The organism is Veillonella sp. (assembly GCF_041333735.1).
Lineage (GTDB): Bacteria > Bacillota > Negativicutes > Veillonellales > Veillonellaceae > Veillonella.
In genome coordinates, this window is sequence record NZ_JBGKFB010000001.1 from 302,222 (window position 1) to 324,539 (window position 22,318).

Annotated in this window: 25 protein-coding genes and 1 tRNA gene; 3 read left to right on the forward strand and 23 right to left on the reverse strand. The window is 41.2% G+C overall.

Going from position 1 to position 22,318, the window contains the following annotated elements:
* Positions 1-174: 174 nt before the first annotated feature.
* The 21 genes from speD to ACDF53_RS01390 form a co-directional block, all read right to left on the reverse strand.
* Positions 175-957: an adenosylmethionine decarboxylase gene (speD, locus tag ACDF53_RS01290; protein WP_105090243.1), complete on the reverse strand. Its 783-nt coding sequence runs from the start codon at positions 955-957 to the stop codon at positions 175-177.
* Between the two features lie 86 nt (positions 958-1,043).
* Positions 1,044-1,541, reverse strand: a complete 498-nt coding sequence (locus ACDF53_RS01295; protein ID WP_370815247.1) for a metallophosphoesterase — start codon at positions 1,539-1,541, stop codon at positions 1,044-1,046.
* Between the two features lie 66 nt (positions 1,542-1,607).
* Entirely contained in the window at positions 1,608-2,183 is a 576-nt protein-coding gene (locus ACDF53_RS01300) for an XTP/dITP diphosphatase (protein WP_370815248.1), read from the reverse strand.
* Position 2,184: 1 nt separating this feature from the next.
* The gene (gene rph / locus ACDF53_RS01305) at positions 2,185-2,940 is read right to left on the reverse strand and encodes a ribonuclease PH (RefSeq protein WP_316120361.1); all 756 of its coding nucleotides are present in this window, start codon (positions 2,938-2,940) and stop codon (positions 2,185-2,187) included.
* Positions 2,941-3,141: 201 nt separating this feature from the next.
* On the reverse strand, positions 3,142-4,602 hold the full coding sequence (locus ACDF53_RS01310) for a histone deacetylase (protein ID WP_370815249.1): 1,461 nt from the start codon (positions 4,600-4,602) through the stop codon (positions 3,142-3,144).
* Positions 4,592-6,313, reverse strand: a complete 1,722-nt coding sequence (locus tag ACDF53_RS01315) for a hydantoinase/oxoprolinase family protein (RefSeq protein ID WP_370815250.1) — start codon at positions 6,311-6,313, stop codon at positions 4,592-4,594. Before ACDF53_RS01315 ends, ACDF53_RS01310 begins: the two co-directional genes overlap by 11 nt.
* 71 nt (positions 6,314-6,384) lie before the next feature.
* Positions 6,385-7,035, reverse strand: a complete 651-nt coding sequence (locus ACDF53_RS01320) for a coenzyme F420-0:L-glutamate ligase (protein WP_295206244.1) — start codon at positions 7,033-7,035, stop codon at positions 6,385-6,387.
* Between the two features lie 12 nt (positions 7,036-7,047).
* Entirely contained in the window at positions 7,048-7,587 is a 540-nt protein-coding gene (locus ACDF53_RS01325) for a hypothetical protein (RefSeq protein WP_346660987.1), read from the reverse strand.
* 12 nt (positions 7,588-7,599) lie between these two features.
* Positions 7,600-8,403, reverse strand: a complete 804-nt coding sequence (murI, locus tag ACDF53_RS01330; protein ID WP_370815251.1) for a glutamate racemase — start codon at positions 8,401-8,403, stop codon at positions 7,600-7,602.
* Entirely contained in the window at positions 8,396-8,815 is a 420-nt protein-coding gene (locus tag ACDF53_RS01335; protein ID WP_295794039.1) for a thioesterase family protein, read from the reverse strand. Before ACDF53_RS01335 ends, murI begins: the two co-directional genes overlap by 8 nt.
* Before the next feature lie 118 nt (positions 8,816-8,933).
* On the reverse strand, positions 8,934-9,278 hold the full coding sequence (locus ACDF53_RS01340) for a YkvA family protein (RefSeq protein ID WP_105090236.1): 345 nt from the start codon (positions 9,276-9,278) through the stop codon (positions 8,934-8,936).
* A 19-nt stretch (positions 9,279-9,297) separates the two neighbouring features.
* Positions 9,298-10,149, reverse strand: coding sequence for a hypothetical protein (locus tag ACDF53_RS01345; RefSeq protein WP_370815252.1), 852 nt, complete (start codon positions 10,147-10,149; stop codon positions 9,298-9,300).
* A gap of 137 nt (positions 10,150-10,286) precedes the next feature.
* Positions 10,287-11,054: an SDR family NAD(P)-dependent oxidoreductase gene (locus ACDF53_RS01350; protein WP_105090234.1), complete on the reverse strand. Its 768-nt coding sequence runs from the start codon at positions 11,052-11,054 to the stop codon at positions 10,287-10,289.
* An 11-nt stretch (positions 11,055-11,065) separates the two neighbouring features.
* Entirely contained in the window at positions 11,066-11,860 is a 795-nt protein-coding gene (locus tag ACDF53_RS01355; RefSeq protein WP_105090233.1) for a TSUP family transporter, read from the reverse strand.
* A gap of 65 nt (positions 11,861-11,925) precedes the next feature.
* Positions 11,926-12,222 carry a YerC/YecD family TrpR-related protein gene (locus ACDF53_RS01360; RefSeq protein ID WP_005387967.1) on the reverse strand — a complete coding sequence of 99 codons (297 nt, stop codon included), beginning with the start codon at positions 12,220-12,222 and terminating at the stop codon, positions 11,926-11,928.
* 9 nt (positions 12,223-12,231) lie between these two features.
* Positions 12,232-12,885 (reverse strand): methionine ABC transporter permease, encoded by a 654-nt coding sequence (locus ACDF53_RS01365; protein ID WP_005387966.1) that lies wholly within the window; start codon positions 12,883-12,885, stop codon positions 12,232-12,234.
* Positions 12,866-13,912 carry a methionine ABC transporter ATP-binding protein gene (locus tag ACDF53_RS01370; protein ID WP_370815253.1) on the reverse strand — a complete coding sequence of 349 codons (1,047 nt, stop codon included), beginning with the start codon at positions 13,910-13,912 and terminating at the stop codon, positions 12,866-12,868. Before ACDF53_RS01370 ends, ACDF53_RS01365 begins: the two co-directional genes overlap by 20 nt.
* A gap of 55 nt (positions 13,913-13,967) precedes the next feature.
* Positions 13,968-14,825 (reverse strand): aminotransferase class IV, encoded by an 858-nt coding sequence (locus ACDF53_RS01375; protein ID WP_296006116.1) that lies wholly within the window; start codon positions 14,823-14,825, stop codon positions 13,968-13,970.
* A 171-nt stretch (positions 14,826-14,996) separates the two neighbouring features.
* Positions 14,997-16,112, reverse strand: a complete 1,116-nt coding sequence (locus ACDF53_RS01380) for an acyltransferase (RefSeq protein ID WP_370815254.1) — start codon at positions 16,110-16,112, stop codon at positions 14,997-14,999.
* A 16-nt stretch (positions 16,113-16,128) separates the two neighbouring features.
* On the reverse strand, positions 16,129-17,943 hold the full coding sequence (locus tag ACDF53_RS01385; protein ID WP_370815255.1) for a DUF4127 family protein: 1,815 nt from the start codon (positions 17,941-17,943) through the stop codon (positions 16,129-16,131).
* Positions 17,944-18,071: 128 nt separating this feature from the next.
* A complete protein-coding gene (locus tag ACDF53_RS01390) occupies positions 18,072-18,719 on the reverse strand; it encodes a trimeric intracellular cation channel family protein (RefSeq protein ID WP_296006107.1) in 648 nt (215 codons plus the stop codon).
* Positions 18,720-18,802: 83 nt separating this feature from the next.
* Here ACDF53_RS01390 and tadA point away from each other — a divergent pair, with 83 nt between their 5' ends.
* From tadA to ACDF53_RS01405, 3 genes are all read left to right on the forward strand, one after another.
* On the forward strand, positions 18,803-19,345 hold the full coding sequence (gene tadA / locus ACDF53_RS01395; RefSeq protein WP_370816182.1) for a tRNA adenosine(34) deaminase TadA: 543 nt from the start codon (positions 18,803-18,805) through the stop codon (positions 19,343-19,345).
* Positions 19,299-19,389: transfer RNA gene (locus tag ACDF53_RS01400), tRNA-Ser, on the forward strand. The genes tadA and ACDF53_RS01400 overlap by 47 nt, the downstream gene beginning before the upstream one ends.
* Positions 19,390-19,448: 59 nt before the next feature.
* Positions 19,449-20,636 (forward strand): MFS transporter, encoded by a 1,188-nt coding sequence (locus ACDF53_RS01405; RefSeq protein ID WP_370815256.1) that lies wholly within the window; start codon positions 19,449-19,451, stop codon positions 20,634-20,636.
* Between the two features lie 57 nt (positions 20,637-20,693).
* Here ACDF53_RS01405 and ACDF53_RS01410 read toward each other — a convergent pair whose 3' ends face one another.
* Together ACDF53_RS01410 and ACDF53_RS01415 are read right to left on the reverse strand one after the other, a co-directional pair.
* Positions 20,694-21,941: a serine dehydratase subunit alpha family protein gene (locus ACDF53_RS01410; protein WP_370815257.1), complete on the reverse strand. Its 1,248-nt coding sequence runs from the start codon at positions 21,939-21,941 to the stop codon at positions 20,694-20,696.
* A 1-nt stretch (position 21,942) separates the two neighbouring features.
* Complete coding sequence (locus ACDF53_RS01415; RefSeq protein ID WP_227721546.1) at positions 21,943-22,314, reverse strand: RidA family protein; 372 nt, start codon at positions 22,312-22,314, stop codon at positions 21,943-21,945.
* Positions 22,315-22,318: the final 4 nt, after the last annotated feature.

Here is a 22,318-nt window from a genome sequence, read left to right on the forward strand (position 1 = left end):
CAAGTTTTTTCGATATAGTTTTTCGAATATTTTAGAATTAAATTCTATTAATTTATACTAGTAATAAAAATGATAACTAAACAAAAGTAGATAAACCATATACGGCTTATCTACTTTGGTACTGTATACGAATTATCTAATAGGACAACGAGCATACAAAATATACATTTTTATTTATGCTTTTACGGATGGTAAGTTACGGCCATAGAAAATTTCCATCATTTCTTGCTTTAATTGATGTTTAATTTGTTTGATTTCTCGTTCGCTCAATTCAGCTTCAGTAATACCAAATAGGTAATTATCTAAATCAAACTCTTTTAGCATCATTTTTGTATGGAAAATATTTTCTTGGTACACGTTCACATCAATCATGTTGTACATGTTGCGAGTTTTTGCATTGATGTAGTTTTGGATAGAGTTGATACGATGATCGATATAGATTTTCTTACCAGATACATCACGCGTAAAGCCACGTACATGGTAGTCCAATGTAAGGATATCGGAGTCAAAGCTTTGAATTAAATAGTTAAGTGCTTTAAGTGGAGAGATTTGACCACATGTGGACACTTCAATATCTGCACGGAATGTACTAATCCCTTTATGTGGATGGCTTTCAGGATAGGTATGTACAGTAAGGTGAGATTTATCAAGATGCATTACGACATCTTCTTTTTCAATTTCCTCTTCAGAAATCAAAATCGTTACAGATGCACCTTGTGGATCATAGTCTTGTTTCGCTACGTTAAGGATGTTGGCACCAATAATATGGCTAACCTCTGTTAAGATCGCTGTTAAACGATCTGCATTGTATACTTCATCAATGTACTGAATGTATTGTTTTTTCTCTTCTTCTGTACGAGTATAACAAATATCATAAATATTAAAACTCAATGTCTTTGTGAGATTATTAAAACCATATAATTTCATTTTAGGCTTTGCTTTAACTGGTGTATCCATGATATGTCATAACCCTTTCCATGCATAGACTTACTATTTTTCTGAAAGCTTTTCAAACTGTATCAGAATAAGCTTTCACCATATAACTAAACAATTTCTTGTTTATACACAAACTCTACATCAAACTGTCCATTATCGTAGGTAACGATGGCAAATGTACCGCCAGAGCGGTCGCGAGCCAACGATATACTGCCGGGATTCACAAATACCGCATCACGAACACGAACCTCACCATGATGATGGCTATGACCGGACACGATGAGTCGCGCCCCCATATCAGTGCCTAACTCAATCAGTTTTTGTATGCGATTATAATATGATACCTCATGACCATGAGTCATGTAAATATAGGTATCCTCTAGCGGGATCAACTGTTCTCGCGGCTCAAGAGGTTGTACACGGTCGTTATTACCACGCACTGCATACACAGGAATATCCGTATGCTCCTGCATATAACGAGCATCATCACCAAAGTCACCGGCGTGAAGCCACATATCGATGTCTTGATCTGCTGTAGCCTCCAAGACGAGGTCAATATCCTTTAGATACCCATGGGTATCACTTAAAATACCAATTCGTTTCATTTTATAAGTTCTCTAATACTATTATATTACATATTTATATGAACTATACCATATAGTTCAAAAATATCAAAGCTTGTTAATTAATTCGCGTAATGCACGGCCACGATGGCTAATCTTTTCCTTTTCTTCGATGCTAAGTTCAGCCATTGTTTTCTTGAACTCAGGCACATAGAAATACGGATCATAGCCAAAGCCATTATCCCCTTTTGGCTCGTCTTGTACGAGGCCATCGCAATAGCCTTCCGCTGTCACTTCACGACCATCAGGGTATACGAGAGCCAAAGCACACACATAATGACCTGTGCGGTCGCTTTTACCTTGAAGCTCACGAATCAATTTTTCATTATTAGCTTGATCATCACCATGATGACCTGCATAACGCGCAGAATACACACCTGGAGCCCCATTAAGAGCATCTACAGTGATGCCAGAATCGTCAGCAAGGCATGGACGATTCGTAGCCTTTGCATAATAGCGAGCTTTTAAAAGAGCATTTTCCATAAAGGTTGTACCAGTTTCCTCCGGTTCTTCGATGGAAATGACATCTTTCACCGGTACACAATCGATAGATAAATGAGAAAAAGCCTCAGAAAATTCACGAATTTTTCCTTTATTGCCTGTAGCTAATACGATTTGTTCCACCTTACACCTCCGGAGCTGTAGGATATACCTTACCTACTTTATCTGCTGTTGTGCCAAGTACTTCCCGTTGTTTTGCCATGAGCTCATCCGTAGCAGCCTCTGCTAAATCAAGTAATGCATTGAGCTCATCACGGTTAAAGGTACCATGTTCACCAGTACCTTGTACCTCAACCATATCACCAGAGCCGGTGCGCACCACGTTCATGTCAACGATAGCTGCACTATCCTCTTCGTAACAAAGGTCCGTAATAGGCCCCTCTGGACCAATACCTACGGAAATAGCTGCACAGAAGTCAGTAATCGGGAATTTGCCTGCTCCACCAAAGGTGAAGTCCACCGCATCAACGAGGGCTACAAAGGCACCTGTAATAGATGCTGTACGCGTACCTCCATCTGCTTGAATAACGTCACAATCGATAGTAATAGAACGTTCACCAAGTGCTTCAAGGTCTACAACGGCGCGCAAAGCACGACCGATAAGGCGTTGAATTTCTACAGTGCGGCCCGTTTGTTTACCCTTTGCAGCTTCACGGCTTACGCGAGTTTGCGTAGAACGTGGCAACAAGGAGTATTCTGCTGTTACCCAACCTCGGCCGGAACCTTTGAGCCAGCGCGGCACAGAATCCTCCACAGTAGCTGTACAGATAACCTTAGTCTTGCCGCACTCAATGAGTACAGAACCTTCTGCATACTCTGTAAAATTCCGTGTTATTTTAATAGGTCGCAATTGACCTGCTGTTCTATTATCGCTGCGCATAGGAACCTCACTATTCTAAATCTAAACATTAGAACGCCCCTTACACAAAGGGGCGTTATTTCTTCTTATTATATCACATGTTAACTATTTTTTATTACCATGAATCAGATTGTAACATCCGTTACAAACACAATATGGTGCATTCCTATAAAAAATCATTACCATATTATAAGAATCTCTACCATGTTATAAAAACTACAATCATAATTCATACTGGCCTTCGCCAAGTGGATCTACCACAACATAGCGGCTAGCACCGCCTTCTGCTTTAGCCCGTTTAGCCTCTGTTATACCATCTTGGCGAGTTGCGTCATCGGCTTGCCAAGGAATGAACATAGCATATACACTTTGTGGCCCATAAGGTCCATATTGACCTCGTGAAAGTATGCTATGCCATCCTACTTTATCCTCGTACATGCGCACCTTTTCAAGGCGTTCCTCTTGTACACCCGTTTCATCATAGTACACATTGTAACGATTTGACCATATATCACCTACACCGGTACATTCCTCTTCAGCTATCTTATGACGATTAGCCCATTGCACCTTCCACTTAGCAATAAGGTCATCAATATAGGCTGTTACACTTTGGCTTTGCTTATATTTAACAGGGTCAAAGGCCGGTTCTACGACCTTACTGTAATCAAGGCCTGCCATAGATAAGATAATACCTGTATTTACATATGGCAACGCCTCTTGTACGGAGTACCCACCTTCTAATACCGCTATATCTGCTTGTAATAAATCCACCAACTCCGCATAGCCCTTTGCCGTAACCTGCATATTTGCCAAAGGATCACTAAAGTGATTATCTTGTCCTGCAGAGTTGATAACAATATCTGGATTAAATTCTTCTAAGATAGGTAACACGAGTTCACGCATAACCTTCATCAAGCCTTCGTCACCTGTGCCTGGCGGTAATGGGATATCTATATTGCCACCGATGGCTTGGGGTCCACCGAATTCATCCATAAAGCCTGTACCAGGATATAGGGTCCGTCCATCTTGGTGGAAACTAATATATAGTGTATCTGGATCATGGTAGAACACATCTTGAGATCCATCGCCATGGTGTACATCTGTATCTACTACAGCCACCCGTTTAATACCATAGGTTTGGTGCATATGCTGAATCATAACGGCTTCAATGTTTATGGTACAGAATCCACGGATACCATGAACCATGGCCATCGCATGATGCCCTGGAGGTCTAACGAGGGCAAAGGCACGATCTACTTCGCCCCGCATAACCGCATCAGCTGCTGCAATAGCGCCGCCCGCTGACACACGATGTGCTTCCGTTACCCAAGATTCTAAATCTGGGGCGCCCACATGGACACGCTCTATGGTATCCCAATCGGCAACGATAGGATTATATTCTTTAATATTAGGTATATCTAATAAGCCTTCCTCTACGATTTGATCTCGCGTATATAGCAATCTCTCTTGTCGTTCTGGATGAGTTTCAGAAATCTTCCAATCAAAGGCAGGGAAAAACACTAGACCTAAACTATGTTTTGGTGCATTTTCATCAGTATTTACCGCATAACTTTTATTCGTATCAGCATTTAATGCGTCACCTACATTTGAATTGGTATCCTTATTCATACCGGCCTGTCCAATTCCTTGACGTTCCCGATAGGATAGTCCTTTATTCCACATACTGTTTCACCCCCGCTGCTAGTTGTACTTTCACGGTGATTAACCGTTCCATCGATTGCCAGCCCTCTACTACAGGGAAGTCTTCGATACTAATCACCTCTATATCTTGGTCCTTACCAAGGCCTAACCGCAATGCTTCTTCACTAAGAGCCTCTTTAGCACGTTCCACAACTTGTTCTACGCGCTGTAAGGTACACGTTTGTTGCTTAATCCCTAATTCAGGAATGACCAGTAAGCGCCGTTTTGTATCGACATGAACCGTAAGTTCGATAGTCGATAACGCTAGGGCTGCACCGATAGCATTAGCCACCGCTGCATTCTCTGGAATTGTAACAGGCAGATTCAAATACTCTCCAATACTTGGGCCTAAACTAGGCGCCGTACCACCTACTACAACGATTTGGGCAGGTACAAATACATCGGGATTTACAATATCCGCCACTACATAGATAGGTCGTTTATTCTCTGCCGTTACTACCTCATCTATGCCATGCTGAATTGTTTCCAATGCCTTATTAACTATTAATCGCGCCACATCAGAAGCCGTAATAGAATCTGCTAATTGATGTGGTTCATTAGTAGAGTCAGATGTTGAGCTATCATATAATGACGCAGGTAAGCTATTAGCCAATGCCTCCATAGATTGCACAGCTAATTCAACATCACCATAGTTAGCATAGCCCAGCACAATGAGTGCATCTCCTAATGTAGGTTCTGTGCCACCTAGAGCCACTGATGGCCCCACTCGTTCAGGTCCGACTGTAATCTTACCTGCTACTATGCGAACCACTGATTCACCGCCAATACCAACGGAGGTAACTGCAAAGGATCGTACCGCACTTGGGTACTCACGAATAGATACACCATTTTTGGTCATCAATGGTTTGCCATGTTTCCATAGAGAAATATCCGTTGTAGTGCCCCCAATATCTAAAGCAACTGTATGCTCTTCACCAATTGCACCAAGGGCAGATAAGCCTAGCACAGTGGCTGCAGGTCCCGTAAAAGCAGTCTCCACAGGTCGACTCACCATATGCTCCATAGGCAAGGAACCGCCATCAGCTTTCAAAATATGGAGTGGAGCCTTAATATTACGAATGCTAAGGGCCTCTTCAACATTACGCTTAAAAATAGTAAATACAGGTGTTACAGCACTATTAAAATAGGCGCTGATGGTACGGCGAGGGAAATTTAATGATCCACTTAATAAACTACCATTAGAAATTGTATTATACTTATCTTTCAGTTCTTCTGCTATAGATAGTTCCTCTTGAGGATTACGCACTCCAAATTTAGCAGATACAGCGGCTAAATCAGTGCCACTACGAGATTGAACCATTTTAGCAATATCTCGCACTGCATTTAGAGGTGTGCTTTCTACCACAATCCCTCTATGATCTGTATAGCCTTGAAGATATATAGGACTCACAGGGAATATATCGTCTACGTTACGACCAGGCCCAGTTACTACATAGAGATCTACTACTTGTTCCTTCTCTTCTACGATGGTATTTGTTACCACTGTAGTGGATAGAGTAACTTGTTCAATATTTGATGTATTACAGCCTGCCAAAACTGCATCTAATGCCTCACCTATGCCTTGCATTAAATTATCCTTCGTAGTTCGTCTTTTAGCGGATGCTACTACACGATGACCGTCGATGATGACTGCATCTGTGAAAGTACCACCTACGTCTAAACCTAGTAACATATGACCTCCTTTAACTTTCACAATATATAAAAAGGCTGTACCCATCTCTATGTGATGAGTACAGCCTTCTGTTATTTACCAGATACAGATGCGTAATTTTTAATGATAACAATCGGAGTCATTTGGCTATCATTACCAAATGGATTATCAATCAATAATTGTGCAATTTTGTTACCGTCAATGCCACGGCTTGTACCTAATACAGCGGAACGTTTTAAGTCGTTAACGTCAGCTACAACGGCGCCATAACAGCCTGTGCGAGATACGATTTTCTCAGCTACTTTATCTGGATCCTTTGGACCAAATACAATGTGCTTATCAAATGGAGGCATTGTGCCAGTTACGTCATCCGTTAAGGATGCCGCACGAGCAATTGCATAGAATACACCTGGTTTGCGGAAAATTTTAGCAATAGCCCCTAAAATAAAGGCACCTAATACTTTCCATTTACCATCTAAGTTCATAGCGGATTGCATGCCGTAAATGGATGCCATAGAACCATCTGGATGGATAAAACGATTAATTAAACGAGCTTGCCAGCATACATCTAGCTCTTCAGGACGTGTAAAACGACCTTGTGTAATAGCTACTACAGATTCAGCTACACATACGATATCTTCAGGTCCAATGTTATGACCGCCAAATTCAACGATAGCATCCACGATGTCATCATTATCTGTAAGAATACGTGTTGGCACACATACTAACTCTAATTCTGCCATTGTTATGCCTCCTTATTGAACCATTGCTGCTTGAACTTCTTCAGCAGTCAAACGAATACGTTGTTTATCGATATGATAATCTGTACGGCCTACGATTTGGTAGTAAATATCGATGTCCATATAAGGGAAGCCCTTAATATCTTCACGAATATTGCCATTTTTACCTGTCAATGTAACGAATACACGAATCGTACCACCTTTGCGAGGTTTGATGATAACTGCTTCAAAATAGCCATCATGACGAGGACGATTAATATCCATAGCCCATGCATCTACTTTCACAGCATCAAAATGTTCCTCTGGTAACAATGGACGTGGGAATAAATCCATAATTGTACCAAGTTGACGACCTTTGTTCACAAATGGAATGTCACAGAACAAGGTAATGGATTCAAAATTACGATCAGATACTTGGAAGTTTGTCGCACGTTTTGGCAACAAGATAACCTTTTCATTACCTTGTTTCAATACGAACAAACGGAATAATAAATACAAAGCGGCAATAGCTACAATAATACCTATTACTACACTTAGGATGTTATAAAACCACATAGGGCATCTCCTTTACAATGTAATATGTTCAATGGTACGACGATTTGTATCGAGGAAAGAGGCGCTCAATGTATCACCAAGCTCTATATCCTTTGTAAAATACAATGTCACAGTTCCTGCAGATTTTTGAGGATTAAACAAATCCTTACCCTCTAATCTACGACGAACTAATTCACTCGTTTCAAAAGCAGGGTCGATAAATTGAATCCGCCCTGACGTTAGCTCCTCTAGCAAAGGTTGTACAAATGGGAAATGAGTACAGCCTAACACTACGACCTCAATTTCTTGAGACAATAAAGGCTCTAAATAATCAGTACATACATCACGTACAAAGAAGTCATCTAAATGACCTTGCTCGATGAGGCCTGCTAGTTCAGGACAAGGTTGTTCCCAAACGAGCATTTCATGATCAACTTCAAGTGCTACATGTTTATGAATATGACTATTCACAGTCGCTACCGTCGCCATGATGCCAATCGTCTTGCTTTTGCTTTGACTAATCGCTGTTTTCACACCTTGTGACACACCAATAACTGGTACAGATACGCGTTCGCGCACTGCATCAAGGGCTACAACAGTAAACGTATTACAAGCAATAACCATCAATTTAACAGGCTGTTTTTCAAGAGCCTCTGCAATACGACAAGCTAAATATGTAATTTCATCATCACTGCGATTTCCTACAGGATTATTCGCATTGTCGCCAATATAGATGAAGTCTTCGTTAGGAAATTGTTCTTGTAAGACCTTTAAAACAGATAGCCCGCCTACACCGGAGTCAAATACACCGATAGGCAATTGTTGTACATTACTCATTAGGCATCTCCTCAACAGCTGCTAACATAGGCTGATAAAAAGTGTCGTCTAATCGCACAATTTTACCTGTTGATTTTGACATAAATGCATTCTTAGTCTCTCCCGTAGCTAGGAGAGCACCATCACTGGCACGGCGCATACGATATCGAAATACCATTTGAGCACGTGTCATTTTAACCAAGTATGTTTCGATGTGAAGCTCATCATCGAAATTTGCTGGTTCTTTATAATTGCAGGATACATTCATAATAGGAAATACAATATCCTCATTCATCATATCCCACAGGGTTACACCGATGTTACGAAGGAATTCAATGCGCGCCAGTTCAAACCATCTAAAATGGTTACTATGGTGCGCAATACCCATCATATCGGTTTCGTAAAAGCGTACATTTACTGAAGCAATATGCATACATTTTTCCTTCTCTTTTCATAGAATACAATCTTCATTGTATATCTATTACTTTAGCGTGTCAAATAAATAAAGGCAGTTCAACCGCAACGGATCAAACTGCCTTTATGGTTAAAAGCTAGTTACTGCCACCAAATGGGAAGTATTTTTTTGCCTCTTCTTGATGACTAGTTTTGATGTAACGATTAGCAACCTTGAAGGCAAGGCCAAGCACTGCTACATCATCTACCCAACCTAATACAGGAATTGTATCCGGTACGATATCAATAGGTAACACGAGATACCCTAAGGCACCAGCAATGACTGCTTTTACATATTTTGGAGTGTCCTTGTCACGCATGCAGAGGAACAAGGTCACTGCTCGTTGTACAAAGGCAAGCTTTTTACCATATCGCCCTAAAAAAGCGACAAACTTAGATTCGTTAAAATACTTACCATATGTAATAATCTTTAATGGATTCATCGTAATAATCCTTTAGCGCCTATTTGCGCAAACCACCAATTTTATCTTTTGCTGTATTAACAGTGTTTACAGCAACATCTTTTGCTGTTTCTACAGCATCATTAGCTTTAGTTTTTGCAGTTTCTACTGCAGCTTGTGCAGAAGCTTTAGCAACTTCTACGCCGCCTTTAGCTAATTCTTTAGCTACGTCGATATTTTCTTTAGCAGCATCGATTTTATCTTTTGCTGCATCAGATACCTTTGCCACAACTTCTGCTGCATTGTCATGAAGTTGATATTTTGTTTCTGTATTCCATTTATCGATAGCAGGTGTTACTTTTTCTTCGTAAACTTGTTTCAAAGTTTCTTTAGCAAGACCTGTTTCATTAGCAATACCAGCCCAAACGTCGCGTTGACCTTGTGTGAAAGGAATGCTAGCGCTTGCATCACGGATGATGTCACCTGCTATAGCTTTACCGCTTTCAAGGAATTCAGCAACCATTGGTTTATAACGTTCGATATCAGAAGGCATACCATCTTGGATCCAAATGTGAGCAATTTTACCGATAGCATATGTTAAACCAACTGCTACAGGAACGCGAACTGCTTTTAGAGGAACAAGAAGAGAAATAGCCGCTGTACCTACAGCTGTGCTAAGACCACCAACTAGCCCCACTACGGCACCAGATTGTAATTCTACTTCGTAAAGATGTGCAATGCGAGTTACCATATACGTTGCATTGGCGCACAAAGCAACACTGCTGAATTTAGGGGATAATGCCAATGCCGCCGCACGACCTGCACCCCAGAAAATAAATTGTTCAACTTGATAGTCACGGTCTTGAGAACCATCCATAAGTGGCTCAAGTGTTACGCCATTATATTCTGCCATAAGTATTCTCCTTTGTTGTGAACCAACTATAGGTCATATTATTAGTATTATTATACCATTCTATTGCTAGAAGTGAAATGAATTTTTCTAATTATCTATGGATTTAAAAAATAAAATAACTTCCAATATTTTCTATCTTACCAACTAGTGAGACCACCATCGATAGTCCATGCTGCCCCCGTTACAAAGGAAGCTTTATTGCTCAATAAAAATACAATAACCTCTCCAATTTCATGAGGTTGACCAATGCGTCCCAAGGGATAATGTTGGCCCATTTCAGCCTTAGCAGCCTCTGCATCTTGTTGGGCATTGGCAATTTGTTTATCTACTAAAGATGTATCTACATCACCTGGACATACACAGTTAACACGCACATTATGCGGTGCCATTTCTAGGGATAGAGATTTTGTAAAGCTCACCACCGCCCCTTTTGAAGCGCCGTATACAGAACAAGCTACATTACCTTGCAAGCCCGCATCACTGGCTACTGTTACAATACTGCCCTTTGTAGAGCGCAAATACGGTAATGCGGCTTGGCACAAGAAGACCGTCCCCTTTACATTGGTGCCAAACATTTCATCAAAGGCAGCCTCTGTTACATCAGATAGCAATTCTTCTTCATAGTAGCCTGCTGCTGTTACGAGAGCAGATACGCCACCAAATAATTTGACTGTTTCTTTTACAATACGCTGACAATCTTCAATCTTGGATACATCACCTTGAACGTACTGCACCCTTGAAGAATAGCGGCGCAATTTCATCTTAGCCTTTTGTCCTGACTTTTCATCACGACCATTGATGACAACGCACCAACCTTCTTTAAGAAGCAATTTTGCCGTAGCAAATCCGATTCCCGATGTGCCACCACTAATCAATGCCACTTGTACATCACTTTTATGAGGCATACCTTGCCCTCCTACAATGTCGAAATATAGTCATACACTAATTTCAACAACATCACTGTCGTTACCGACAAGAACACAACACGTACTAATGAGGAGCCCTTAGCAATGGCTAAATGAGATCCTAAATAAGCACCTATAATTTGACCGGCCCCTGTAGCAAGGCCGTATTTAATATTAACGTGCCCTAAATATAAGAACACAAGTAAGGATGCTAAATTACTAGTAAAATTCAATATTTTTGCATTCGCAGAAGCATGCAGAAAATCAAAGCCAGTAAAGATAAAGCCCATAATCAAAAATGTACCTGTACCAGGGCCAATAAAGCCATCATAAACACCAATGCCAAGAGCAAAAGCCATGCAAATATACAATGCTTTTCCTGCTACTGCTGAGGTACGGTTTATTTCGCCCCAATCCTTTTTAAATACCACAAAAAGTGTGACACACACGAGTAGGACGATAATAATAGGCTTTACATACAAGGGTGGCAATGATACAACTGCTAAGGTACCAAGCATGGATCCTATAAATGTAAAAGGTAGTAATTTACGAACTAGAGAAAAATCAACCATGTGATTTCGTAAGAATGTAATTGACGCACTACCAGCACCAAAGATACTAGATAATTTATTACTACCTAATGCCATACTAGGTGGAAGATTCGTCAATAGCATAGCAGGAACAGAAATTAGGCCCCCACCGCCCACAATGGAGTCTACAAAGCCTGCAAAGGCACCTGCTACAGCGAGCAAAACGAGAATTAGGATATCAAAGGGTAACCCCGTTACCTCAATAAGCCACTCCATATAAACCTCCTACAGATAGCACATCAACGGTCGCCAAAAGGCCACCGTTGTCATGCTAGTTTATTTTATTTTGCACCTAGACGATCTAAAGCTAATGTGTATCCATCAGCACCATAGACTAAGCATCGTTTGACACGACTAATAGTAGCCGTACTCGCACCTGTTTCTTCTACAATTTTTTCGTAGCTATCACCGGCACGTAGCATTTTTGCTACTTGTAAGCGTTGAGACAAAGCTTTCAATTCATTAATCGTACAGATATCTTCAAAGAATGCATAGCACTCCTCAGTATTTTCAAGCGTTAATATAGCGGTGAATAGCTCATCGTTTTGTTCACTTCTCAACTTCTCATTGATACTCATAGGATCCTCCTACTTCTTATTCATCGCTTTAGACCAAGCATCGCCAATCATTTGGACTAATTGTACCAAAATAACCAAGATGATAATGGTAGCAATCATAATATCAGCTTGGAAACGTTGGTAACCATAGCGGATAGCAATATCACCAAGGCCACCGCCACCGATAGCACCAGCCATTGCAGAGTAACTGATGAGGTTAACGATAAGAACCGTTACGTTATCGATAATCGTAGGCAATGCTTCAGGTAATAATACTTTCCAAATGATTTGGAGTGGACTTGCACCCATGGATTGGGCCGCTTCAATTACGCCAAAGTTAATATCTTTAATAGATGTTTCTACAAGACGTGCTAAGAATGGAATTGCAGCGATTGTTAAAGGCACACAAGCTGCAGTGGTACCAATAGATGTACCTGCCACCATACGAGTGAATGGAATGATAGCTACCATCAAAATGATAAATGGTACGGAACGCGTTGCATTGACGATAGCACCTAGCACCTTATTAAGCGCTACATTTTCTAAGATATGACCCTTAGAGGTTACTACCAAAATAACACCGAGAGGAATACCAAGTAACATAGCCATGACCGTAGAAATAATGGTCATTTGCAATGTATCAAGGGTACCAGTTATGAGAAGATTAATGATTTGCTCTGACATAACCGATCACCTCGCTTTCAATTGGTAATGTTTTGATGTAGTCTAAGCCCTCTTGCGCATTTTCTGGGTCACCATTCAAGATAACGATAAGGCGACCAACGCATGTATTTTGGATATAGTCGATGCCACCAAAGAGGATACTTACATCGAGGTTAAAGCGTCGTACGAGACCTGCCACTACAGGTTCATCTGTAGATTGGCCTGTGAATTTAAGACGTACTAATGGAGCTGTACCTGCAATCCATTGATCATGTAATTCCAAATGTTCTAACGCTTCTGGCGGTAAGTTATCACTGACTACAGAACTAATAAATTCTTTTGTAGTATTTTCTCGTGGATGTGTAAATACTTCAACAGTGGAACCTTCTTCGAGAATGACACCGCCTTCAATAACCGCTACGCGATCACAGATTTCACGGATAACATGCATCTCATGTGTGATGAGTACAATAGTAAGGCCCATTTTTTCATTGATGTCTTTCAACAATTTCAAAATGGATTCTGTTGTTTGTGGGTCAAGGGCAGATGTAGCTTCGTCACAAAGAAGAACCTTTGGATTAGAAGCTAAAGCACGAGCAATACCAACACGTTGTTTTTGACCACCAGACAATTGAGATGGATAGTTGTTCATACGGTCGGTAAGGCCTACGATATCAAGAATTGGCGTAATGCGTTCCTTGATTTCAGATTTGCTCATCCCTTGTAGTTCCAATGGGAATGCCACATTGTCATATACGGTACGAGAGGACAATAGGTTAAAATGTTGGAAAATCATGCCGATATCTTTGCGCGCTTTACGCAAATCGGATTTGCTAAGTGTTGTTAAATCTGTACCATTAACGATAACAGAGCCAGATGTAGGAGCTTCGAGCATATTGATGCATCGAATCAATGTGGATTTACCGGCCCCAGATTGACCGATAATGCCAAAGATTTCGCCTTCTTTAACTTCAAGGCTAATATCTTTTAAGGCTTCCACACGATTAGCGCCTTCATAGACTTTACTAATGTGTTGTAATTGAATCAAAATAATGTCCTTTCTTAAGGTAAAAGTTTACCATGTTATGAAAGTAGATAACCTATTAAGGCAAACCTTCTTCCATCAATTTTTCTAATGCTTCGCGTAGACGAAGTGTAATAGCACCTGGTTTGCCACCAGATACTGGATTTCTGTCTAGCTTAGTAATTGGGATGACACCACCAATTGTATCGGTAAAGAATAATTCATCCGCATCATCTACAAAGGCGCGGTCGAATTCTTTTTCAATAACGGTAATACCTAGAGACGGTGCTACGCGAGTCAAAATCATTTGGCGCGTAATACCTTTTAAGATATGATTATCTGCTGGGTGCGTATACAAGATACCATCTTTGACAGCAAATACATTAGATGTAGCACCTTCTGTACAGATGCCATCGCGGAATAACATAGCTGTATAAGCAAATTTCTTTTCTGCTTTAGTTTGAGCCAAAATATTTGGAATCAAGTTAGTAGTCTTAACATCTACATGGTCCCAACGTTCATCAGGCAATGCGATCGCTTTTACACCTTCACCCAATTTATTCACTGCATCCATATCTAAATTACGAATGGACATGAGCATTTGTGGTTCTAGTTTAGAACGATCATATGCATGATGACGTGGTGCTACACCACGGGAGATTTGCAAATAAATATAGCCCTCTTGGATTTCACTTTGCTCGATCAAAATTTCGTGCAATTCTGTCAAATCATCTGGGGTCATTTTTACTGGAATATCCATTTCACGCATAGAGCGATACAAGCGATCTTGATGGTAAGACAACGCGAAGCAACGGCCTTTTACGACACGCACCACTTCGTATACGGAGTCACCAAACAAATAGCCACGGTCATCAATGCTGATAACCTTAGCACCTGGTTCAACGAATTCACCATTAAAATATGTTAATTCTTGCATAGGAGCACCTCTTTTTCTATATCGTTACTCTATCAAGTAGTAATCATCATGGACTTATTATATCACAATTACTTTCAAATTTTCACACTTTACTTTGTGAAAGATATAACTTAGATATACAAAAATCCGCTAGGATACCATAGTTAAAAACTATATCCTAGCGGATTAATTTTAATGCCCTAATATAAATTTACGTAATGGTTTAGGCACATAATTGAGTACTACTGTAGTCAAGTAGGACAATCCTAGCGCCATCGCATACATAGCAAGCACATTGACTACGGTATACAAAAGATTGTATTTAGCCATCACCCCAGAGATGATTAACAACCAGAATGGATGTGCTAAATATATACCGTAAGACTTATCCCCTATTTCTGACCAAGTAGCTTCCATAGTCGCATTCATTGGTAAGGTTTGGAACAAGAACAAGCTAAAGAGTGTTCCCAATCCCGTATAAAGGACACCCATTGGACTCATTTGATGAACCGTATAAATTGCTTCTAGCACTGTATAATGCCATACGTCCATGACATAGTAATAGGATCCGAGCATCAACAAAATAGAACCTACGGCGCTAACACCTAACAAGTAGCGATAACGCCACATGTATTCGCATACCGTTTCATATCGCTCAGCACATACAGCCCCTAACAAGAATATCCACACATAATGGATAACCCAATAGTTGAGTCTCATATCAAAGAGATATTTCAAGACAGGATTATTGCTAAGGTATTCTGTTACCCAACGGCCCAGCATGTAAGACGAAACATAATCGATACCAACTTGGATGATAAATAGTAAGACCATCCAAAATACAGGGCGTTTTAAAATGACTTTCACCATGGCCCGCCATAGTGGCATCATCACGTAAAACCATAGAAGGATAACCATAAAGTACAGATGATACATAGATGTACCAAACAATAGATTTACCGCCAATGGTCCCGGATGTAAATTACCGAGGTTATGCGCCGTCAGTCCTGTGTAGAGCAGATAAAATATGGACCACGTAATATATGGAAATAGCACCACCTGAATACGGCGGTGCATAAATTCCTTATATGAGAATGGTCCCTCTACAGATGTATGATAAAACAGTCCAAATGCAGAGAGGAAGAAAAATGCTGGTACCCCAAAGCGCGATAGAATTTCTAAAACGCTAATGAGTTCTAAATTTACAAAAGGATTTTGTAGTGCGTAAGAACCTACGTGAATGCCGATTACACCGAGCATACAAAGGCCACGCATATAAGTAATTTCCGGTAAAAATGCTTTTTTCATAGCTATTCCCTATTCATTATTGACCAGGTACAACTGCTGGTGTTGGCACAAGGCGTGGACCTTGAGATGTTGTAGCCGGTTGTTTTACTACTGGAATTACAGATGCTGTAGTTTGAGCAGCTCCGGTCTTTGCTGGTTGAGCAGGTTGTGCTGGCGCAGCTTGACCATTTGCTTGAGCGGCTGCTTCTGCTTTAGCCTTAGCTTCTGCTTCAGCTTTTGCTTTTGCCTCTGCTTCACGTTTCAAGCGCAATTCTTTTTCGAGAGGTACCACTGGTTTATCATAAATAGTGATATCTGTTTCGAATAGACGGCCCCAAGGGAATGTAGCTTTTACTGTACGAGGGTCGACTTTTAGGTATTTTTCAGCGAAGTCTTGGATACGTTCGCCTAAGTAGCTTTCAAGACGTTCATTTAACTCGCCAGAATAACGTACATTATCTGTGCGAATAGAATCTTGCATGCGGTAAATATCTTTACGAATATTTGCTTGGTACGCCCAGTTATCTAAGTATTGTTGAGTCAACATCTTGCGATGACCTTCTGGGCTCATAGTTTTGAGCAATACACCTTGAGCAATGGCATAGCCTACCGTATTACTTGCTGTATTCCAACCATTGTACGCACCGATTTTATATAACATATCGCGTTTATACAAAGCAGATACTAATGTATTGTCCGCACCATTGTTATAAGCAATGTCAGCAACGCTTACGTTTACGCCAGAATCAACAGCTTGTTGAATGCGATCTACGAAAGCATTTGTAGAATTAGAAATCATCGGGAAGTTCTCGAAGCTTTCAGATTCGCCAGTACTTGTAGTAAGTGGTGTATTTACTGCTAATAACACAGTTGGTTTGCCTTGTGTCACCATTGTGCCACCTACGGCTTCAACGTGTTGCGCAATTGTTTTATCAATAGTTTGGTCTTCGTAACCTGGCAAAGTTTTGCCGCCACCACCGAGTGGATAGATTACGGAGAATGTTGGTTTTTCTGTACTTTCATCAGTACGAGAACGAGCCATCAACAATAAACCAAGTTGGTCAGCACCAGGGAAGCTACCATATTTTTCAACAGGAATGTCCTTGGAGTATTTACTTAAGTAACGACTTTCCAATGCAGATTGGGACAATTGAGATGTATCGTCATGGCCCAATGCGAAGTAATCGAATACGCCACTACGAGTTTCATCAATCAACTCTTTATTGATTTTCATGTTCTTTTGGCGACGGTCAAACCAGTCTTGTAGGTATTCTATAGGAACAGAGGCTTGAAGGCTCATCAATTTTTGAGTTTCCTCTTGTGTTAAGGAACCAGAATCTAATTTATCTTGCAATGCGGCAATTTGGAAGATAGTAGGACCATATTCCGCATAGTATGCTGGTTCAGTGCCGCCACCACTAGCACGTGGGGAGCGCATTACAGTACCGAAGCCATAGATGCGCACGTTTTTATTACGAGCTTTTAAGGATTCAATACGTTTTAAACGGCTTTCCAACGTAGAAAGTGGAATATTGTGTTTACGAGAGTCTACGAGACCACCATAAATAAGCGTATCTGTACTCAATACCATCACATCAGCACGACCTGCATTTTGTTCAACCCAAGCCATGATTTGATCCGCTTGACCTTGGTAGTTCTTACCAGAAATCAAATTTTGAGGTGGTGTCAATATAGTCATACCTGCTTCGCGAGCTGTATCTACAGTATATTGTAAGCTTACAGGGCGATCATCTTGAGGTACGTACAACACGGTTTCCGCATCAATTTTAATAGATGTACCAGTAGCGATGGCTGCTGCCATAAGTGCTACTTTCAACCATTTATTCGTCATAAATCAAATCTCCTTCTGTGTAGCGAGTACTCCCTACTCGCGAAATGAACTGTTTTATAATACTCTCTTTTTCTGACACTTTTATGAAATGTTCATATGCTCAATAGTATAATTATATCATTTGACTATTATTTCGCAACTGGCTTGGTTTTCCCTACCTTAGGTAGACTCCAATTGTACTTGATGGCTAACAGACGAATAATGAGTACCACTGTGAAAGCACCATAAACAGCGGCACTCTCCCAACTAGATGTAACCATTAGATAGTAAACAATGCCGCCAATAATACTAGGCAATGCATATACATCCTCTTTTAAAACAGATGGAATGCGCTGTGCTAGCATATCTCGGATAATACCGCCACCTACTGCGGTTATCGTACCTAAAAGCACAATAAAGATAGGTAACTCAGGATAGAGTTTAAAGCCTGCAGAAGCGCCTGTTACGGTAAATGATGCTAACCCTAATGCATCGGCTAATAAATAACTAGCACGACTACGAGGCCCCATCGCATGCTTGCGGTATCGGCTATTATAAATCAAGAACACGATAACTGTTACAGCTAAGACAACCGTTACGTACACTACATTTCGCAGTGAGTTCGGCGGGAAATAACCGAGTAATACATCCCGTACAATACCGCCGCCGATAGCCGTAGCCAACGCCAATACGGCCATACCAAAGATATCCATCTTCCGAGCTACCCCAACAAGCGCACCGGATACAGCAAAGGCAATAGTACCAATCATATCAAACATATACCATATAATATCCATAATTCCCCCATATAATCTATTCGCATAACTGCGTACACTGTGATAGACTTTATGTAAGATATTATACATGAAGAGGTATGCCAATGACAAAAGACATTACTGTAGACATTGAAAATATGGATGAACGCTCTCGCGACGAATATTTTATGGCTATTGCTATGGAAGAAGCGCGCAAGGCTTATGACCTTGGAGAAATCCCTATCGGTGCCATTCTCGTAAAAGACAATACCATCGTTTCACGCCATCACAATCGTCGTGAACTCGACCATGATGCAACGGCTCATGCAGAGGTCCTCGTAATCCGCGAAGCATGCGATGTCCTCAAGCGCTGGCGGTTGACTGGTTGTACCCTGTATGTTACGATAGAGCCGTGTCCGATGTGCGCTGGAGCCATTATCAACAGTCGTATTGATCGCGTTGTATATGGTGCAAGTGATTACAAAGGAGGCGCCGTAGAATCGCTATTCAATGTGCTCTCTCACCCAGGTTTAAATCATGAACCTGAACTAGCATCTGGTGTGCTTGGTGATGAATGTAGCCAAATCATGAAAGACTTCTTTAAGGAGCGCCGTAAAGCACGGAGGAGTACCCAAGAGGCTGAAGGGTCCGCACTCGAAATGCGGTAGGTCGGGCAACCGGCGCGGGGGTTCAAATCCCTCCTCCTCTGCCAACTAAACTATATAAAGCGCTAACCATGGTTAGCGCTTTTTTTGTAAAGAGGCTACTACTATGAAAAAATATTACCCTTATCTCATCACATTGAGTCATATGATTAATGACTCTTGTCAAAGTGTGTTGCCTGCCCTCTTACCACTGTTCATTTATACCTATGGGCTGAGCTTGGAGCAGGCAGGTTTTCTCATCTTAGCTAATACAGCATTATCTTCATTATTACAGCCATTATTAGGCTATATTTCAGACAAGATCAATCAGCCGCGGCTCATTGCCTTTGGTGTTTTATTATCCGCCTGTAGTACAGGTATGATGGGCTTTGTTACCTCTTATGAAAGCCTCCTTGTTTGCGCCACCTTAGCTGGTGTAGGTTCCTCTATCTTCCATCCAGAAGGCGCTAAAATTATGAACCGCCTCGGTGGTGGCAAGAAAGGTAAAGCCATGGGTACCTTTGCCATTGGTGGCAGTTCTGGCTTTGCCTTTGGTCCACTCTTTGCAGGGGCCATCGCCTACACAGTAGGTCCACATGGACTAGCTGCTTTTACAGTAGCAGGCATTATTATATTTACCGGCCTATTCGCCCTCATGCCTCACATCGTAGCGCATGCGCGTACCATCGATCAAGCAGTAGCTACAGAAAATCCGGCTGTAGCGGCAAAACCACTCAAAAACTATTGGAAATACTTTGGTATCTTGTTCATTATCATCCTAAGCCAGTCAGTAAACTTCCGCGTTATCAATGCGTTCATTCCTATCTTCTGGACTCGCGAACTCGGTACCAGCCCAGAACAAGGCAGCTTTGCGTTAACCGTATTCTTTAGTATCGGTATCTTCATGACATACATCGGTGGTCTATTAGGTGATAAATTTGGTCCTATTAAGATCATTAGACTATCCCTGTTAGTTTGGTTACCGGCTATGTTCCTATTAACAGAAGTTCCTAATTTCTCGCCACTTATCATGCTACCTGTAGGCTATCTCCTACTACTCATGATTGGTGCTGCCAAAGCAATTAGCTACAGCCCAGTTATCGTACTAGGCCAAACCTATCTTGCTAAAAGTATAGGCTTTGCATCAGGCATTACCCTTGGCGTAAGCCAAACCATCGGTGGTGTTATCGCACCTGTTGTGGGTAACCTAGCAGATACCTACTCCCTACCGGTTGCTATGATGACACTCGTACCATTCCTAATAGGGGGACTTGGGGCATCATTGCTATTAAAAGATCCTAAAAAATTACAATAAACAAAAAGAACCCTTCAGATGAAGGGTTCTTTTATTTTCAGCTACACACTGTATATTTTAATGTTTAAGCATTTCATTCAAGATTACTATATCCGTTTCTTTCATACCTTGAGCCACAGTACCGATACTACGAATGGTATCATCAACGGAGTATGCTACAAGGCCATCGCCTTTTTGGTAGTTCTTGTTAAGACGGGCTTGTTTATAGCCCATGAACGCGCCATCAAGGGAGATAGCAATTTTACCTGCGCAGGATGGTTTCGCGCCATCGCATACAATACCAGATATGCTAGCAAGACCATTCACAAGAGTATTCTCGATAATATCTTTGCTATCGCCTTTCAAGAAGGCAATGCCTGCTACACTAACTACACCAGCAGATACAACGCCGCAGTAGGCGGATAGTTTACCAATACCAGATTTAACGTAAAGCGTTAACAAGTTAGCGAAAACAAGGGCACGGTACAATTCATCATCACTTTTACCAAGTTCCTCAGCAGTTGTAATGATAGGTACGGACACGGTTAAGCCTTGGTTACCAGAGCCAGAGCAGATAACTACAGGCAATGGGCACCCACTCATACGTGCATCGGATCCAGCCGCTGCACGAGCCTTACATTTCGTTTCAAGAGACGGATTTTCTTCATCCAACAATAAGAGCTGTCCAATATTGGAGCCATAATCATTAGACAAACCTTCTCGGGAAATAGCTGTATTGTATTCTACTTGCTGTTTGATTTGAGGAATGATACCAGAAATATCTGCAGACTTTGCAAATTCGTAAATGCTATCAAAGGTCATAGCATATTCTGTCTTTGCAGCCTTCTTGATTTCATTGATCGTTTCAGACACAACCTCACCATCTACAGCTACATAGGTTACATTTGTATGGTCGTTTTCAATGCGAACCACCGCTGTATGTTCATCTGTTTCTGCAGTGATTTCGATATAAAGATTATCTACGCCTTCCGCAAGTGATACTGTACAGAAGTTAGCATCTAGCAATGTGCCAAGCCATTTACGATCTTCATCTGTAGCAGATTCTAATACCTCTAGCTCACGCTCAGGGTGACCGACGATGGCACCAAGGGTAGTAGCCGCTTGAAGGCCTTTTCGACCACCAGAGTTAGGAATAACTACGGATTTTACATTTTTTATGATATTCGCGCTGCATCGTGCGTGAATATGGTTAGGAAACTCATCTAAAACAGAGACTGCCTTCGCAGCCGCATAAGCCAATGCAATTGGCTCAGTGCACCCGAAGGCAGGACGCATCTCTGATTGTAATAAGGAAATATAATCCATCTTATACTTCCGCAATAATTTCCACTTCTACCAAAGCACCCAATGGAAGATCTTTTACTGCTACGCAAGAGCGAGCTGGTTTAGAAGTGAAATATTTAGCATACACTTCGTTGAATGCTTTGAAGTCAGCGATATCAGCCAAGAAACAAGTTGTTTTAATAACTTCGGAGAAGTCAGAACCTGCTTCAGCCAATACAGCATCAATGTTTTTGCATACTTGTTCAGTTTGCTCTACGATACCACCTGCAACAATGGAACCAGTTGCAGGATCGAGTGGAATTTGACCAGAAGCAAATAATAAACCGTTTACTACTTTAGCTTGAGAATAAGGACCTACTGCTGCTGGTGCTTTGTCTGTGAAAATTGTTTTCATGATA

Bases quoted from the DNA above. Each gene is read 5' to 3' on its own strand.
- ACDF53_RS01365 (WP_005387966.1), bottom strand. From the start codon at position 12,885: ATGTCAGAGCAAATCATTAATCTTCTCATAACTGGTACCCTTGATACA.
- tadA (WP_370816182.1), top strand. From the start codon at position 18,803: ATGACAAAAGACATTACTGTAGACATTGAAAATATGGATGAACGCTCT.
- ACDF53_RS01335 (WP_295794039.1), bottom strand. From the start codon at position 8,815: ATGCATATTGCTTCAGTAAATGTACGCTTTTACGAAACCGATATGATG.
- ACDF53_RS01295 (WP_370815247.1), bottom strand. From the start codon at position 1,541: ATGAAACGAATTGGTATTTTAAGTGATACCCATGGGTATCTAAAGGAT.
- ACDF53_RS01375 (WP_296006116.1), bottom strand. From the start codon at position 14,825: ATGCAAGAATTAACATATTTTAATGGTGAATTCGTTGAACCAGGTGCT.
- speD (WP_105090243.1), bottom strand. From the start codon at position 957: ATGGATACACCAGTTAAAGCAAAGCCTAAAATGAAATTATATGGTTTT.
- ACDF53_RS01355 (WP_105090233.1), bottom strand. From the start codon at position 11,860: ATGGAGTGGCTTATTGAGGTAACGGGGTTACCCTTTGATATCCTAATT.
- ACDF53_RS01410 (WP_370815257.1), bottom strand. From the start codon at position 21,941: ATGGATTATATTTCCTTATTACAATCAGAGATGCGTCCTGCCTTCGGG.
- ACDF53_RS01380 (WP_370815254.1), bottom strand. From the start codon at position 16,112: ATGAAAAAAGCATTTTTACCGGAAATTACTTATATGCGTGGCCTTTGT.
- ACDF53_RS01350 (WP_105090234.1), bottom strand. From the start codon at position 11,054: ATGCCTCATAAAAGTGATGTACAAGTGGCATTGATTAGTGGTGGCACA.
- rph (WP_316120361.1), bottom strand. From the start codon at position 2,940: ATGCGCAGCGATAATAGAACAGCAGGTCAATTGCGACCTATTAAAATA.
- ACDF53_RS01360 (WP_005387967.1), bottom strand. From the start codon at position 12,222: ATGAGTATCAATGAGAAGTTGAGAAGTGAACAAAACGATGAGCTATTC.
- ACDF53_RS01345 (WP_370815252.1), bottom strand. From the start codon at position 10,149: ATGGCAGAATATAATGGCGTAACACTTGAGCCACTTATGGATGGTTCT.
- ACDF53_RS01405 (WP_370815256.1), top strand. From the start codon at position 19,449: ATGAAAAAATATTACCCTTATCTCATCACATTGAGTCATATGATTAAT.
- ACDF53_RS01325 (WP_346660987.1), bottom strand. From the start codon at position 7,587: ATGTGGTTTTATAACATCCTAAGTGTAGTAATAGGTATTATTGTAGCT.
- ACDF53_RS01315 (WP_370815250.1), bottom strand. From the start codon at position 6,313: ATGTTACTAGGTTTAGACGTAGGTGGTACTTTCACAGATGCAGTCATC.
- murI (WP_370815251.1), bottom strand. From the start codon at position 8,403: ATGAGTAATGTACAACAATTGCCTATCGGTGTATTTGACTCCGGTGTA.
- ACDF53_RS01320 (WP_295206244.1), bottom strand. From the start codon at position 7,035: ATGGCAGAATTAGAGTTAGTATGTGTGCCAACACGTATTCTTACAGAT.
- ACDF53_RS01310 (WP_370815249.1), bottom strand. From the start codon at position 4,602: ATGTGGAATAAAGGACTATCCTATCGGGAACGTCAAGGAATTGGACAG.
- ACDF53_RS01385 (WP_370815255.1), bottom strand. From the start codon at position 17,943: ATGACGAATAAATGGTTGAAAGTAGCACTTATGGCAGCAGCCATCGCT.
- ACDF53_RS01340 (WP_105090236.1), bottom strand. From the start codon at position 9,278: ATGAATCCATTAAAGATTATTACATATGGTAAGTATTTTAACGAATCT.
- ACDF53_RS01415 (WP_227721546.1), bottom strand. From the start codon at position 22,314: ATGAAAACAATTTTCACAGACAAAGCACCAGCAGCAGTAGGTCCTTAT.
- ACDF53_RS01390 (WP_296006107.1), bottom strand. From the start codon at position 18,719: ATGGATATTATATGGTATATGTTTGATATGATTGGTACTATTGCCTTT.